8 protein-coding genes are annotated in these 14,915 nt (G+C 67.1%); 3 read left to right on the top strand and 5 right to left on the bottom strand.

The genetic code is table 11. The annotated features are described in order from the left end of the window. Positions 1 to 271: 271 nt before the first annotated feature. The 3 genes from ACZ56U_RS38880 (at position 272) to ACZ56U_RS38870 (ending at position 6,960) form a co-directional block, all read left to right on the top strand. Positions 272 to 3,277, top strand: a complete 3,006-nt coding sequence (locus tag ACZ56U_RS38880; RefSeq protein WP_469088660.1) for a hypothetical protein — start codon at positions 272 to 274, stop codon at positions 3,275 to 3,277. A 391-nt stretch (positions 3,278 to 3,668) separates the two neighbouring features. Next, a complete protein-coding gene (locus ACZ56U_RS38875; RefSeq protein ID WP_469088659.1) occupies positions 3,669 to 4,721 on the top strand; it encodes a flavin reductase family protein in 1,053 nt (350 codons plus the stop codon). Positions 4,722 to 6,534: 1,813 nt separating this feature from the next. Continuing rightward, positions 6,535 to 6,960, top strand: a complete 426-nt coding sequence (locus ACZ56U_RS38870; protein WP_469088658.1) for a PASTA domain-containing protein — start codon at positions 6,535 to 6,537, stop codon at positions 6,958 to 6,960. Between the two features lie 256 nt (positions 6,961 to 7,216). Here ACZ56U_RS38870 and ACZ56U_RS38865 read toward each other — a convergent pair whose 3' ends face one another. The 5 genes from ACZ56U_RS38865 to ACZ56U_RS38845 all read right to left on the bottom strand — a co-directional run bounded on the left by ACZ56U_RS38865 (position 7,217) and on the right by ACZ56U_RS38845 (position 14,126). Beyond that, on the bottom strand, positions 7,217 to 8,020 hold the full coding sequence (locus ACZ56U_RS38865; RefSeq protein ID WP_469088657.1) for a protein kinase family protein: 804 nt from the start codon (positions 8,018 to 8,020) through the stop codon (positions 7,217 to 7,219). A 216-nt stretch (positions 8,021 to 8,236) separates the two neighbouring features. Next, positions 8,237 to 9,541 (bottom strand): MFS transporter, encoded by a 1,305-nt coding sequence (locus ACZ56U_RS38860; RefSeq protein ID WP_469088656.1) that lies wholly within the window; start codon positions 9,539 to 9,541, stop codon positions 8,237 to 8,239. A gap of 82 nt (positions 9,542 to 9,623) precedes the next feature. Further along, positions 9,624 to 9,983 carry a MazG-like family protein gene (locus tag ACZ56U_RS38855; RefSeq protein ID WP_469088655.1) on the bottom strand — a complete coding sequence of 120 codons (360 nt, stop codon included), beginning with the start codon at positions 9,981 to 9,983 and terminating at the stop codon, positions 9,624 to 9,626. A gap of 152 nt (positions 9,984 to 10,135) precedes the next feature. Then, entirely contained in the window at positions 10,136 to 12,493 is a 2,358-nt protein-coding gene (gene fxlM / locus ACZ56U_RS38850; RefSeq protein WP_469088654.1) for a methyltransferase, FxLD system, read from the bottom strand. A 64-nt stretch (positions 12,494 to 12,557) separates the two neighbouring features. Next, positions 12,558 to 14,126: an NUDIX hydrolase gene (locus ACZ56U_RS38845; protein ID WP_469088653.1), complete on the bottom strand. Its 1,569-nt coding sequence runs from the start codon at positions 14,124 to 14,126 to the stop codon at positions 12,558 to 12,560. Between the last annotated feature and the right edge of the window lie 789 nt (positions 14,127 to 14,915).

Here is a 14,915-nt window from a genome sequence, read left to right as displayed (position 1 = left end):
CCTCTCCGTTGTCCGCGGCTCAGCGTCTCAGTACTGGCCTAGCCGGGCTTAGAAGCCAGAGCCGGACTGTATCGAGACGGCCCGGAGCAGTCTGCGGCCGTAGCCGCATGGGTATGGTCGCTCGTGTACGAGACGGTGCGTCGTCAGCGGCCCGTGTCCTTGCCCCGGGGGGTGTGTCACCATCGCTGCTCATCCGAGGATCACTGCCTCACGCACTGGTGCTGCGACCGCGAACGGCGGTTACGCCAACTCTGGTACGCACCATGGGGATGTGGTTTTCACCGGGGTGCTCACCCCGGCGCGTTCTGTCTACCGTGAGCAGGTCGAGAAGATCTTTCCCTGGGAGTTAGTGGGGCGGGAGAAGGAGCTGGCTGACCTATCGGCGTTCTGCACGGATGAACGTGGTGATGCGTACACCTGGTGGCAAGCGCCGGCATGGGCGGGAAAGTCGGCCCTCATGGCTTCTTTCGCCCTCTCTCCTCCGCCCGGAGTGAAGGTGGTGTCGTTCTTCGTCACGGCTCGCTGGGCCGGGCAGAGCGACTGGGTCGTTTTTCTTGATGCGGTGCTGGAGCAACTCGCCGAGGCGGCGGAGCAGCCGGTGCCGCACGTTCTTGAGCCGTCGGCGAAGCAGCGTTGGTTCGGACAGTTGTTGAAGGACGCGGGCGCAGCCTGCGCAGTGCAGGGTGTGCGGCTGGTGTTGTTGGTGGACGGTCTGGACGAGGATCGGGGGGTGAAGGTCGGGCCGGACGCGCACAGCATCGCTGCCATGCTTCCGGCGGTCGCTCCGCCCAACGTGCGGATCGTCGTGTCGGGAAGGCCTCATCCTCCTGTGCCGGCCGACGTCCCGCAGAGGCATCCGCTGCGCGATGCACGCACGGTGCGCCGGCTTGAGCCATCGCCCCATGCTCTGCTCGCTCGCGATGATCTGGAACGCGAACTCATCCACCTGCTCGACGACGAGGGAATCGGGCACGACGTTCTCGGTCTTGTTGCTGCCGCGGGAGGTGGGTTGAGCGAGGGCGACCTCGCCGAACTGACTCAGGTGGCCCCCTGGAAGGTGCGCCGCCTGCTACGTGCCGCTCCGGGCAGAACCTTCGCCAGCCGGATGGGGCGAGGGGGCCTGCCGCTGCTTGTTCTTGCCCACGAGGAATTGCAGCAAACTGCTACCGCTTCGCTGGGCGAGCGTGAGCTGTCGGCGTTTAGTGAGCGGATCCATCAGTGGGCTGACCGCTATCGCGGGATGCGCTGGCCTGAGTCTACGCCGGAGTACCTCCTCGACGGCTACCACCGGCTGCTGTATGCGCAGGGCGACATCGACCGGATGGCCAAGCTCAGCACGGACCCGATGCGCCAGGACCGCATGCTCGCCCTCAATGGGGGCGACGCAGCCGCATTCCGTGAGATCGGCACCATCCACAGCTGTCTGTTGGCCCAGGATGCCCCGGATCTGGCAGTCATGCTGCACACGGCGGCTGCCAAGGACCGGCTGTTCTGGCGTAATCGCCAGATACCCCCACATCTGCCAGCTCTGTGGGCGGCTCTGGGAGAGAGTGATCGCGCCGATTCCCTCGCCGGATCACTTATGCCCATCGCCTCCTTCGGAGAAGGGATCGCGCAGCTGGTGGCGGTTCTGTCGAAGGAAGGGCACTCTACGCGTGCCGAGCAGCTCCGCCAGATGTTCGCCGCTGGCGTGGAAGACGAAGACAACCCTCGGGTGACCGCAGACGCTCGGGCCTGCCTGGTGCGCATGGCAGCAGACCTCAAGGATCCCGGCGGCCTTGAGGAAGTAACTGAGCAGGCGAGGACCGCAGCTGTCGAAGTCGGCGGCATCTGGGCAGCGCACGCCCTGGCCACCCTTGCCGAGGCACTGATCGAGGCCGGGCAGACCAGCCGGGCGGCACAGATCACCGCAGAGGCTGAGACAGCATGCTGGGCCGTCCAGGGCAATCCCATCGGGCAGACGAACATCCTGATGCTCGTCGCCAAATGCTGGAACGCACTCGCGTATTCAGCACGCGCCGAGGATCTGTGGCGGGTGGTTGCACGGCCGACGAGCGGAGCCGTTGAGTCGACTGTTCTCGCGGCACGAGCGGCGCTCATGGAGGATGCCGAGCAAGTCCGCAATCTTGCAGACACGTTGACCACGGGCACGGAGGAGATCCGTTCCGCCTGCCTCAGCGTCCTTGCGCAAAGACTCGCCGGGCTGCATGATCATGCTGCGGCCGAGCAGATCGCGGCCACCATCCCTGACTGGGCCCAGCGAGCGACGGCCTATAGCGCAGTCGGCTGGGCGGCTCTCAAAGAATCGGACCTGCAGCGCGCCCGGCGCTGCGCCTTGCTGGCAACGCGCAGCCTGCACGGACAAACCGACCCCGATCACCGAGCACGCAAACTCGTCGCCTACGCCGAAGCACTCGCGCTGACAGGAGCCCACTCCCTGGCGTCAGACCTGGCAGCCCGTGTAGAAGCCATCCTGATGCTCGTCGGCAATCCCGCCTCGAAAATATGGGGGTTTCAACGCTTGGCTCGAGTCTGGGCACTGATGGACAATGCCGTTGAGTGCCAGCGGATCTCCCATACCGCAGTTGAACTTCTGCCTTCCCTTGATGATGAACATTGGAGCCCCCGCGTTCTGTCCGCCCTCGCGGAGACGTTCGCCGGCCTGGGCCTTGCGACCGAAGCGGATGAGCTCTTCGCACGCGCGCGTCGCCTCGTTTCCGGGACAGATTTTCAGTACAAGGATATGGCGCTGGGGGATCTGGCTGAACATCTGAGCCAGGCAGGGCGGACTGACATGGCGGAGGAGATCTGCCGCACCATCGAGTCGCCCTTGGAGCAGGCACGGACCCTCGCTGTAGTGGCCGCCGGGTACGCCCAGACCGGTGCGCTGGAGCAGGCTCGGGCGCTCACTGAGGAGGCAGAGGCCCTCGCCCGGTCAGAGCAGTCAGGCACGTACTGGGAGAATCGTGCACTGGCTTCGGTCGCCGTTGCGCTTGCGGCGCTGGGTGATCTGGATGAAGCCGATAGGCTGGCCGTGTCTCTGCATACGCTGCCGGACCTTGGCGTCGCTCTGGCCTCGGTAGCTGAGGTTTCTGGGCCGCAGCGAGCCAGGCAGCTCTTCGCCCACGCGCTGGCGCACACAACTGGTTTCCATCTTCTCCTGCCCTTCCTTGCCCGATATGCGCCCGAAGTGACGGTGCACACGGTGCAACGTCTCATCGAAGACGAACAGTCCGATCTCGTTGCCACCCCGATGGCGGGTGCCGATGGAGGGTGACCACATGAGTGCGCGTCGGGTGGCCTTGATTGCGACAGCTTCAGCAGTTGCTGTGCTGGGCGTTGTTCTGGCAGTAGTGCGTTGGGACGATGCCAACAAGATGGCAGTGGTCGTCTCTGCTCTGGCGGCGGTGGCGGCTGTCGGGATCTCAGTGTGGGCGGCTCTGCCCGGCACTTCATCACCGGGATCGGGCTGGAAGGTATCGCGAACCGGTAGGGCAGCCGCGAGTCAGCAAGGCCAAGCCAACACGGGTATCACTGCACCGGGCACCTCTGCGCCCACCGTGGTCCAGGCCGACGACACCGGAGACGCACAAGCGGCAGGAGGGGACGCCAACTCCGGGATTCGGATCACCTGATCCTCCAAGACCCAGCACAAGCCCGGAGAGTCGATGCCCCCCGCCAGATGTCGGAGGGACGGGGAGCTGACCTTGCCGTACGCCACGTGCGGCACGCCACGGCGGCCGGCTAATCCTCGCCTAGCCGCCCTTCTCGCAGTGCAGCAGAGAGACGGGAGTGCTGGGGTGGCGGGTGTTCTTCACCCGTCCGGACTTGCCTCGGCCGAAGACTGGATGCGATGTCCGCGCCGAGCTAGGCGATCTGGACCAGTGGCTGGACGAGCGAACGTAACAAAGACGAGTCCGGACCTGCATAAGCCTAGTAGATCGTCCCGACGTGCCCGGGCATCACCAGCACGCCGGAGGCAGTCCGGCGCGGGACGGGGTCGGCGAATGAGACGACACCGCGGATCCCGTGGTCGAGCAAGGCACCGAAACAGCGCGAGAGGAACCACGACTCGGAATTTCCGGGACATTCATCGAGCAGAACGAAGCGCGAGCACACCACCGACTGCGTGTACGGCCGATTCTATGCACCGGGCGTACTTGTTAGTGCAGATCACGGCGTACATAGCCTGTGAGTCGACGCAACGACCCACAGGGCGTACGCCACCCTGCTTGCCTAGGTCAAGAGCCCGGTGCTACTCACCAACCACGTCCGCAGACATCTCGCCCATCCTCGACGGCGCGGTGTCGCGGGTGGAGTGCACCTTCGAGGAGGTCCGCGAGGCGGGGGACCACTTCATCGTCCTGGGCCGGGTGCACGGTCTCGCTGTCGAACGGTCGACGCTGCCGCTGCTGTTCCTCCAGGGCGGCTACGGGCGCTTCTCACCCGGGTCCTTCGTCGCCGCGCCCGACCCGGAGCTCATCCAGGCGGCCCACCTCGCCGAGACGATCAGAGCCCAGGTCGAGGAGCTCAGCACCGGGTTCTCGGTCACCTGCAGTGTCCTCGCCAGAATTCGCGACGACGCGGTCCAGGTGCTGGCCACCAACCAGGGCGTTGCCGGTGACGCGCCCCCACTCGGGCACCGGCAACCCGACATTCCTCCCATGGGGACGGTCTTCATGACGGACGCGACCTCGGCGGAGGTGGACGCGTGGCTGTGAAGAAGATCTTCTCTGCGTCGTACTCGAAAATCATCGCGGTGACGAGCGCTGCCCACCGGTCGGTGCTTCGTCCGCAGCGATTCAGCAGGATCTCCAACGCCTCCTCGGGTTCGCTCCGGGAGAGAACCTCGTCGGCGAGGATGTGGAGCAGGTGCTCCGGGGTGTAATGACGGGACCTGATGACGGCCCGCTAGATCGCGGCCGCCGCGATCCCGGCGGCTGTGGGGTGGGCGTGGATGAGCGGGCGGCGGCCTACGGGCCGAAGCCGGTGCCACAGATATGCCTGTGGCATCACCGCGAACGGGGACACCGAACGGCTGCGGGACTGGAACGAGGTCGGCGTGGGGCCGCGGCTTGACGAGGTCCCGCTGGCCGAGCTCGCCTGCGCCCGTGGCATCGGACATCGTCCCAATCGGGCAAAACGCGAAGACGGAACATGCCAAACGGTATCCTGTGGTCGACCGGGTGCAGATTTTAGTTGCACTATGGCGTATGGGGGTCGGTATTTCCAAGTCACGCAACAAGCACATAGGGGCATGCCAGATTTGTGGAACTCATGGGCCTTTAACCTATGATCATGTTCCCCCGAAGGGGAGCATCGAACTGCAGCCCGTCGAAATTCGCTCCCTGGCTGAGTGGATTGAGGAGGTTGCATCGGGACGAGTTAATCGAGTCGGGGATAACGTAACCCCGGGGCGAGGTAATAAAAGGACCCTTTCTCAGAATGGGGTAAAGTTTCGAACGCTGTGCGGACACTGCAATAACTCGCTCCTAGGGCGCAAGTATGACCCGGAGATCATGAGAGTTTCCCGGGCTGTGGGAAGGCTTGCTCGGCTTCATTATGTGGCGGGTATTGAGTTGCCGCGAACGTTGACTTTTACCGTTCGAACCCATTACCTGCTTCGGGGTATTATCGGACACTTGCTAGCGGCCTCCACGGGAGACGTTCACCCTGACCAAAAAGGCGGCAAGTTCCACCAAGAACTGAGGCGCTATTTCCTTGACGAGTCACTCCCCTGGCCCGAGTGTGTGAAAGTATACTATTGGCCATTTCCGGACGATAGGCAAGTGATAATGAGAGGTCTAGCGGTTGCTGCTGCTGACGGCGGAAAATTCGCCATCGGCGACTTGCTGAAGTTCTTTCCTGTGGCCTATTTCATCGCCGATGAATCAATTAGTTCCGACATCTTTTCGCTACCTACCATTCATGGGAATGGCTGCACGGACACGGAGTGTGAGGTGCCGCTGCACTTGCCCTTCACGTCAGCTCCGTCTACAAGCTGGCCGGAATTGCCAACTGCTAACCACTATGTTATGGCCCCGCTGTCGGAAACGTTTATGGGGAAGCCACGAAAAGATCCACCGAGGCGTCACTGATCAATCGTGATCGGGGCTAATCGTCAGAAGCTGAGTGTCCGCTACATCTCTCGAGCCCCCGAACCCCCGAGCCGCCAGCGTGGTCGAGCAAAGAGGCCACGGCGGTCTGCGCCCATGATGACGGTTGCTACAACGGTTTCGTCATCGACCACTAGGCCAACACCTCGGCGCTGGCGTTGCAGCGTTCGAAGGCGCGCACCAGACGGGGGTCTCGCCGCACGAGGACGCGGACTGGCACTACTGCCTGCTCCGGCCGGCAGCGCGCCCGTAGTCGCATTCTGCACGATCTTGCCGCATCGTGAAGCCAGTTCCGGCACGCTCGGACACGGACGCAACGAGCACTCATTCGTGTCACAGGAACGCCACTCCACCTCTACGCCCTCTCCGTGCTGCGCATGATGCTCTTTCAGATTGCATCACCGCAGGGGGACACCACATGTGCACTCGCACCATCGTCGCGGCCCTCGCCGCCGCTGCACTGCTCACGCTCACCGCCTGCGACGCCGGCGACGACACCAGCCCCAGCAAGACCGACAGCGCCGTGCAGGAAACCCAGGACCCGACGAAGGACGCCGACACCACGGACCCGGACACTTCCGGCCGTACTTCCGCGTCTGAGCCTGCCCCTGAGGCGGAGTCCGCGACGCTGCCCGACCTCGTCGGCAAGGACCTTCAGGCCGCCCAGGACGAAGCGCAGCCCGCAGGTTTCTATGTCCTCGACGACCAGGACGCCAGCGGCCAGAACCGCCTCCAGGTCTATGACCGCAACTGGACGGTGTGCAGCCAGGAGCCCGATGCCGGCACGCACCCCACGGACACGCCGGTGACATTGTTCGCGGTCAAGGACGACGAGTCCTGCTGACAGACATCCGGCAGCTGGCAGAGGTGGCGGTAGGTCAGCCACTCGGCGGCCAAGCGGTGCGTGAACTGCTCAAGGGAGAGTGTGTATCGCAGCAGGCCGCGTCGGATCTTGCCGGGGGCGGGGTCGACATTGAGCTTGTCGGGGTCGTCGAGCAGCGGAGTTTGCGGAGCGGCCCGATCAAGGTCGCGTCATTCGCGTGGCGCTAATTGTGAGCCCCGAAGTGTCCTGTGGGGTCAGGTGTTGGAGGGGTGTGGGGTCAGGATGGTGTTTGGCGGTGTTGGTGCCAGACGTGGGCGGCGTGTTGCATGGGGTCGGCCCAGTTGTCGGGGCTTTGGGCGGCGATGGAGTCCCACAGTCGGTGCTGGGCGTGGGCGAGGACGTTCAGGCCTTGGGCGGGGGCGTGCTGCCAGGCGGGATGGGCGGCTGCTGCTGTTTCGGCTTGCTGGGGGGTGTGGCCGTGGGCGATGAGCCAGAGCAGCCAGAGGGCGGGGTCGATCCAGGGGGCGCCGGTGGAGGCCCATCCCCAGTCCACCAGGAGCGCTCCGCCGGGGGTGATGAGGATGTTGTGGGGGTTCCACTCGGTGTGCAGGAGGCTGTCGCCGTCGAACCAGGCGAGGTCTGCGGGATCATCCACGTAGGTCCTGAGCCGGTGCGCCATGGACTTCAGTTCGAGGGGAGGGGTGGGCAGGGCGGCCAGCCGGGTCATCGTGGCCGCGATGGCTGGGAGGTCGGGGGAGGCGGGCGTGTAGTCGGCGTGGTGGCCTTGGATGTACTCGAAGCCGAGGAGGTTCCAGCCGTCCTCTTCGATGTGCCAGTGCAGTGCCGGCCCGATGCCCTTCAAATGCGGGCCGAGATCCGCCTCCTGTTGCTGGGTCCACACGCGTGGGTGATCCAGGGGCAGGCCCTTGACGAACAGGGTCCGGTCGGGGGTTTGTACGCGGGCGGCGATGGCGCTGTTGAGACCGGCGCTGACGGTCCCGGTGTCGATGACGGGGCCGCTGGTCTTCTCGATCAGCCGCAGCACAATGTCCGGGAGTTGGTTGAGCCGCTGCGTGGGCAAGCGCTTCTCCTATGCGGGGCGGGGCGGGGCGGGGCGGGGCGGGGCGGGGCGGGGCGGGGTGGTGCCGGGGCCGTGCGGTCCTGTGTCCCCCGTATGCGTGTGAGTGGCCCTTGGGGACGATTGTCGTGACGCTGAGGCGTGCCACCGTGTGCCGGTGACGTTCCGTCACGGGTAGCGTCGGCGTGCGGGGCGCTGGGCGACCCACCCGTCGCGACCTCATCCGTCACCGGTTGTCGGCATGGTCCGAAGGCGCCGGACGGGGGAGCGGGCCAGTACGAGGAATCCCCCGGCCGTGGCGGTGGCTGCGATGGCCATTGACGGGCCGATACCGATCACGGAGGCGAGCGCCCCGGCGGCGAGGGCGCTGAGGAACCGTGGGCCGAATGTCACCCATGTGCCGATCGACTGCTGGCGGCCTTGGTAACGGGGATCGCATACACCTTGGCGTACCGAGCGCTGGGTCGAGCCGTGCGCGGTCGCGCCGGCGAACCGGACGGTGACGCACACTCCGATGATGATCTGCCACAGCAGGCCCGGCCTGGCGACGAGTACCGGCACCAGGATGAGCGGTTGCAGGGCGAGCGCGCACAGCAGGAGCGGGCCGACGCCCCACCAGGTGCCGCGCGGGCGGGCGAGCCGTTGGCCGGCCAGCGCGCCTACGACGCCGCCGACGCTCGCGCACCCCATGACCACGGCCAGGGCGACCGGCGACCAGTGCAACTCCCGGATCACGTAGATGAGGTAGAGGACATCCCAGGCGGTCATTGCCAGCGACAAGGCGGTGTTCGACAGCACCAGCGGCCAGAGCACCGGGTGCCTGGTGGTGTAGCGCAGCCCGTCGCGGATCTCCCGCCACAGGGTGCTGTCGGCCGGTCGCGGGCTCGGTGGCGGCTCCGGCGTGCGGATCCGCGTCATGCACACGGCGCTGATGAAGTACGAGGCGACGTCGGCGACGATGGCGCGGCTCGTACCGAGCAGCGCGACCAGGCCGGAGGCGAGGTAGCTGCCCGCGGCGTCGGTGAAGGAGAACAGGGCCCCCATCTTCGAGTTGGCGGACGTGAGCTTGTCCCCGCGGGCGAGCGAGGGCAGATAGCTGATCCCGGCCGTGGAGGAGATGTCGTTGACGGCGGCGAGCAGGAGGCCGACGACACACAGCAGCGGCAGCGACAGCCATCCGAGGTAGGCGGCGAGCGGCACGCACAGCAGCAGGACTCCGCCTACCACCTTGCCCCAGGTCAGGAGGGCGAGTTTGCGGTGCCGGTCGACCAGCGCCCCGCCGAAGAGGGCCGTCACTGCGGGCGGGAACCGCTGGGCGGCGTAGAGCACGCTCATCTCCAGCGGCGAAGCCTTCAGCGTGATCAGGGCCAGGCTCGGCAGAGCGATGGAGGTGACCGCGCCGCCCAGCACGCCGACCGCCAGCCCGTTGTTGAACAGGGTGAGGTCGCGGTTGACCGTGTCCTCGGCGGCCACCGGCGCCGAGGACACGGCGGTATGGGGGAGTGGTTCATCGGAAGCGGTCACGCACAGTCTCCTTCGGCACCGCCCAGGCGGATCCGTACTCGTCCGGGGCCCAGTGCTCGCAGCGGCACGGGCCGCCCGGTGCTCATGCCCGCTCCGTCGGAGCCGGGACCGCAGGAGTGGAGGAAAGGAACTTCGCCGACTTGGCGGCCAGATGCCGGTCGAGGTACTCCGCGGCGTCGTCGGGGCGCATACGGGCCAGAGCGACCAGAGCTGTGATGGCGACATCAGCAACTTCCGCATGAGCGTCCTCCCACGGAGCGGTCGCTTTGCGGGGGTTGGTGCCGCGGGCGCCGATGACCGCCTGGGAGGCTTCGCCGGTCTCCTCGGCGATCTTGAGGACTTGCAGCCCCCACTGCTCCTCTTGGCCCAGGCCGAGTGCGGTGTCGTGTTCGTTGAAGCGGCGGGCGAGCCGGTGGATGGTGTCCCAGACAGTGCTGTGCACGGTGTGGTGTCTCCTTGAGGGAATGCGGGTCCGGGCGCCGATTCGGTCGAGGACGGCGGTGATGGACTATGTGCGGGGGAGGCCGCTGGTGCTGATGACGTGCTCGTTGGCGTGGAGGCAGTGCGTGACCGCACGAAGGGCGGTCCACACGATCAGCGGGGGTCTGCGGCGCCCTTCAGGTCCCCGGCTGTGGTGCTCACCGGGGTGTTGCTGTCCAGGGCAGGCCAGTGGAAGACCAGCCGGGAGTCGGTCTTGTCCAGCACATGGCCGGCGGGCAGATCCTGGTCCGCCGTGCCGGCCGGGTGCACCGTCAAGTGGGGGTAGCCTGCGGCGCGGACGGTGCTGTCCCAGTCACGGACCCGGGCCGCCATGCGCCGGGCGAGGCCTTCGCCGGCGGGGCCGAAGGCGTGGACGATGAACTCGCTGCGGCGTTCGGCCGGGGTGTCACTGTCCTTGACCAGGATGTGAGTCAGGTAGGCGAGAGACCCTTCACCAACCAGGGCGGCCGCGTCCGCGCCGCGCGGCACTGCCGCCAGGCCGCCGTCACGCTCGCCGTCCACCGCGAGTCGGCAGAATCCGTCCAGCGTGGTGGCCAGGAGCAGTTGCAGGGTCTCGAACGACTCGCCGTCGGCCACCGTCACGCCCGTGCCGAGTTCGTAGCGAGGCCCTCGCACCGCATCGTCCAGCCCGGTGGTATCTGCGGGGGTCCCGTCGGGGAAGCGGAGTTGGAGTGCGCCGGGCAGATCGACGGTGGGGGTGGTGCGGGCGGCGAATCCCCGGTCGCGGATGAACCCGCAGTACGTCCAGTCGCCGGGGCCCGCCTCAAGTACGCTCCCGCGCTTGTGCAGGGCGAGCGCACGGGTATAGCCGTGCATTTCCAGCGGCACGACGAGGTAGCCGCCCTCGGCGAGCTGCTCACGCCACGCCGGTGCGAGGTCCCACACGTTGTAGGTGATCACCATGCCGTCGAAACCGTCGGCGGGGACATGGTCTGGTGCGCCCAGGGTCCCGTCGCCGAGGATCGCGGTGACACGGCCGCTGCCGGCCTCGGCCGTCAACTGCCGGGTGCGGTGCACCACATACGGGTTGAGGTCGACCGTGACCACGCGCCCACGCCGGCCGACGACGTGGGCCAGGAGCTCGGCGTTGAAGCCGCCCGAGCCGACCTCCAACATCGTCATCCCGGGCTGCGGGCGAAGGCCATCGATCATGATGCCCTGCAACCACGAGGCGGAGACGCTGCTGACCGCCCGCCCCTCCTCGTTCCTGAGGGTGACGACGGCGAGATCGTCGTCGTACGCCGTCTCCAGCGGGACCTCGGGCGCGTACCGGTGGCGGGGAACGCTCCGCAGAGCTTCCAGGACCGGCGCCGACAGGCGGTATCCGCGCCGGAGGATCTGTTCGGTCATCTCGCGCCGCAGCCGCACAGCCTGCGGTGGTTCGCCGTCGACCGGCGGCCGCCGGCCGGCCACCGGATAGGCGTGCACGGGCGGCAGGCCCGCCAGCACGCCCGGCCACACGAGATTCAGCGCTTGGGCGGACGGCGAGAAGACCGGGCCAAGAGCGGCCAGCGCGTGCAGATCGTGCCACTCCCACCGTGCGAACCGGTGGCGCTCCTGTTCGGGGACGGCCGGTTCACCGGACCAGGCGACGGCGCGCACCACGCCGGTCAGCCGCCGCACAAGGCCCCGGTCGTCGTGGAGAATGGCCACCAGATGGGCGTCTTGGATACGGCAGTTGAGTCCGGCCTCCTCGGCCAGCTCGCGCACCGCCGCCGTGGGAAAGTCCTCGCCCGGCTCGACGCCGCCTCCGGGCAGCTCCCACATACCGCTGCTGGAGCGCCCGAGCAGTACCCGTCCGAAGGCGTCGGTGACCACCATGCACGCGCCGGCGACCGCCTGCGCCGACGGCACCCCCTCCTTCTCCACCGCGGTGAACTCCCCGAGGGCGTCGCGCAGCACGAGCACCGCCAGGCCCTCGGCGTCGAACCGCTCCACGGTCTGCCACCCCTCGGTCAGCACCCGGATCTCGTCCTCGTCCAGCGCGATGTCGCGCCGGTCAGCCGGCGTGCCGGCAGCCAGGGGAGTGATCACCACGATCGCGCCGCCCGAACGCAGCCGCCCGGCGAGCGTGTGCATGACCCGCTGCCGGTCACCGAGGAAGGGATACACCAGGCGCAGGGTGATCAGGTCATATCCGTCCTCGCTCAGTTCGGCCGGGTCGTCGTGGGCGATGTCCAGGCACAGCCAGCGCACGCCCACCGCGTCTGCCCGCTCGGCTCGGGCGCGGTCCAGCGCACTGTCGGCGAAGTCGACGGCATCGACGAGGTAGCCGAGTTCGCCCAGGTAGGCGGCCAGTTCCCCGGTGCCACAACCCACATCCAGTACCCGGCCGTTGGCCGGCGCGGGAACGTGCTCGGCCAGCAGAGCCCTCTCAACCTGACCGACCCCGCGAAAGCCTCGGTCCTGCGCGTAGTGCTGGTCCCACTGGTCCCGGCGGACATAAGCCACGTAGCTGCTCCTGATCGATGAAGTGGTGATCGGCTGTCGCTGTGGTGCTCGGATTCGGCGCCGGTCAGGTCCTGCGCGCGGCTGTGGGAGCTGAGGACGGGATCCGGGTCATCCGCATCAGAGCCGGGTCGCTGGTGAAACCGAGCGCGGCATACAGCGGGGCGGACTCATCGGAGGCGTGCAGCTCGTAGAGCGTCACGCCGTCCCCTTCCAGATGCGCAAGCAGCGCCGTCAGCGCGGCCCTGGCGTAGCCGCGGCGGCGGCATGCGGGAACGGTGGCGACCGTCTGGATCCGCGCGGCCAGCCCCTTGGGATACCGCGGAGCGGGGAGCACGGCATCGACAAGGGCGAGAGCACAGGAGGCGAGCCCGCCCTCCGGGGCGTCGACGACGTAGGCCCGGGCGTCCCCGCCCGGGACAAGGCGCGCGGCGAGGTGGTCGCGGCAGATGGACAGCCAGTCCCCGTCCAGCGGCTCGGACAAGATGAGTTCGGACCGCAGACGGGCGATCTCGCCCGCATCGGCCGGAACCGCCAGACGCGGAACTCCTGCCGTGCGCGGACCCGGAACGGTGGCACCCACGGGCGCCTGGTCGGCGACGAGAAAGCCTTGCTCGGAGCCGTTGCGCCGCTCGTAGCAGGGGTCTTGGCCGAGGAAGGCGGAGCGCTGTGCCGCATGCCGGAGCAGCAGGTCGCGTGTTGCCGGGCTCAGACGCAGCCGGTGCAGCATCTCGGGCGCGAACCAGCGCAGCAAGACGCCCTCGGTGAGGCGCAGACGGTCGGGGTCGCCGTTCCAGCGGCCGGCGAACACCTGGATCGGTACGCACAGGCCGTCGGTGCCGGAGGCCCACTCCACGGCGAAGGGCTCCAGGTCCGGAATGACAAGATCCGGGACTTCCTCACCGAGTTCGCGCCGGACCGTGTCCTCGAGCGTGACGTCCTGCGGCTCGCTGCCGCCGCCGAGCAAGGCAAAGGCCCCTGGCTCCCAAATGTCCGGCAGATTGTCGCGCAGATGAAGCAGATAGCGGCCGGCATCGTCGAAGATCAGCGCAGAGGCGTTCACCGCCTCCGGGCGACCGTCAAGCCCCGAAGCGAGCAGCTTGGCGCGCAGCGTCGGGGAACTGACCGCGTCAAATCCGCGCCACTCGACTCCTGCGACCTCCGCATCCTGCAGAACCAGCTCGGGATGCTCCCCGACCAGGTAGAACCCGAACCGTACGTCGTAGTGCCGGTGCGACGGCTCTCCCCTGTCCGCACGGGCCCCGATGTCGTGAAAGTCAATGTCGATCGGGACACCGAGAAGCTGCGGGGTGAGGCACAGATCGCCTGCCTTGATCCCGGCCTCCTCGCCCACCACGCGCACCGCCGCGGCACGCAACGTGCGATCCCCCGGCTCTAGATGACCGCCAGGGACAAGGACCAGGCCGCTCGCCCTGTGAAGGATGTGCAGCACGCGCCGGTCCCGGTCGATCACCACGGCACTACACGTGATGTGCGCCGGCATCGTGGCGCGGTTCGTCGGTTCCTGCGCCTCTTCGAGCAGCTTCAACAACGGCTCCACCGCGCCGTGTTCGGAGGGATGGCGCGTCAGGTACATCTGCACGAGAGCGCGGATGTCGGATCGGGCGGGCGGCATGTCAGCACCTCTCTAAGGCCGGGGAAAAAGATGCGGGCGGGCGTGGTATGCGAACTCGCGCCTCGGATAATTCGGGAGGCCCTCGCAGTACACGGGCCCGGTACATGCGGGGCACGGGCTGGACCACTTGGCGTGATCGTCGTCCGGACCGCGAGCTGGAGCTTGCTGTTGGAGGAGGGCGGCAAGAGCCCGGTACACCGAAATCCGAGAGGGGTTCGCCTGATCCCGCCTCGCCTGCTGTCGTGTGCCGGGGCTAACGGTTCCACCCCGTTCCTGTCGCGTTGATTGTTGGAGTCTGTCTGGCTCAACGAGGCGGAAGGGTCTTCGAACGCACGTTTTTCAGACGCGCTCACTTCCGCAGAAGGACGGGCGCGGTGGGGCGTGTGGGATGCAACGAGCCGTGCCCGGACTGGCCCGAGATGAGAGCGATCTTGGCCGAAACGCCGAGTGCCCGGCTGTCCCGGGCTGGAGGGCGGGCATCCGGTCGCGATCATGATTTGGTTGTGATGCCGGGAGGTGGGTCAGAGGTCCGGCCAACGCGCTCGGCAACTAGTTCGGCCCTGCCGTCGATCGTGGCGAATCGGGGATCGAAAAGATCACTGTCGCTTATCGGGTACTACCCACTGCCTTCCCGACCGAACTCGCCGCCGAAGCTTGACACGTTGACCACCTGAGGTGTCTATCCGGTCAGAGCACTAGGGTCCGTCTTCAAACGGATCTTGCCCAGAGCAGGATTGATGCGAGAGTGACCGCCGCTTCGTAGGAGGTGGCGGTCTTTTCGTATCGGGT

The organism is Streptomyces sp. NPDC034103 (assembly GCF_055575395.1).
Note: the sequence above shows the minus strand (reverse complement) of the source record. Positions and strands in the feature narration are given on the sequence as shown.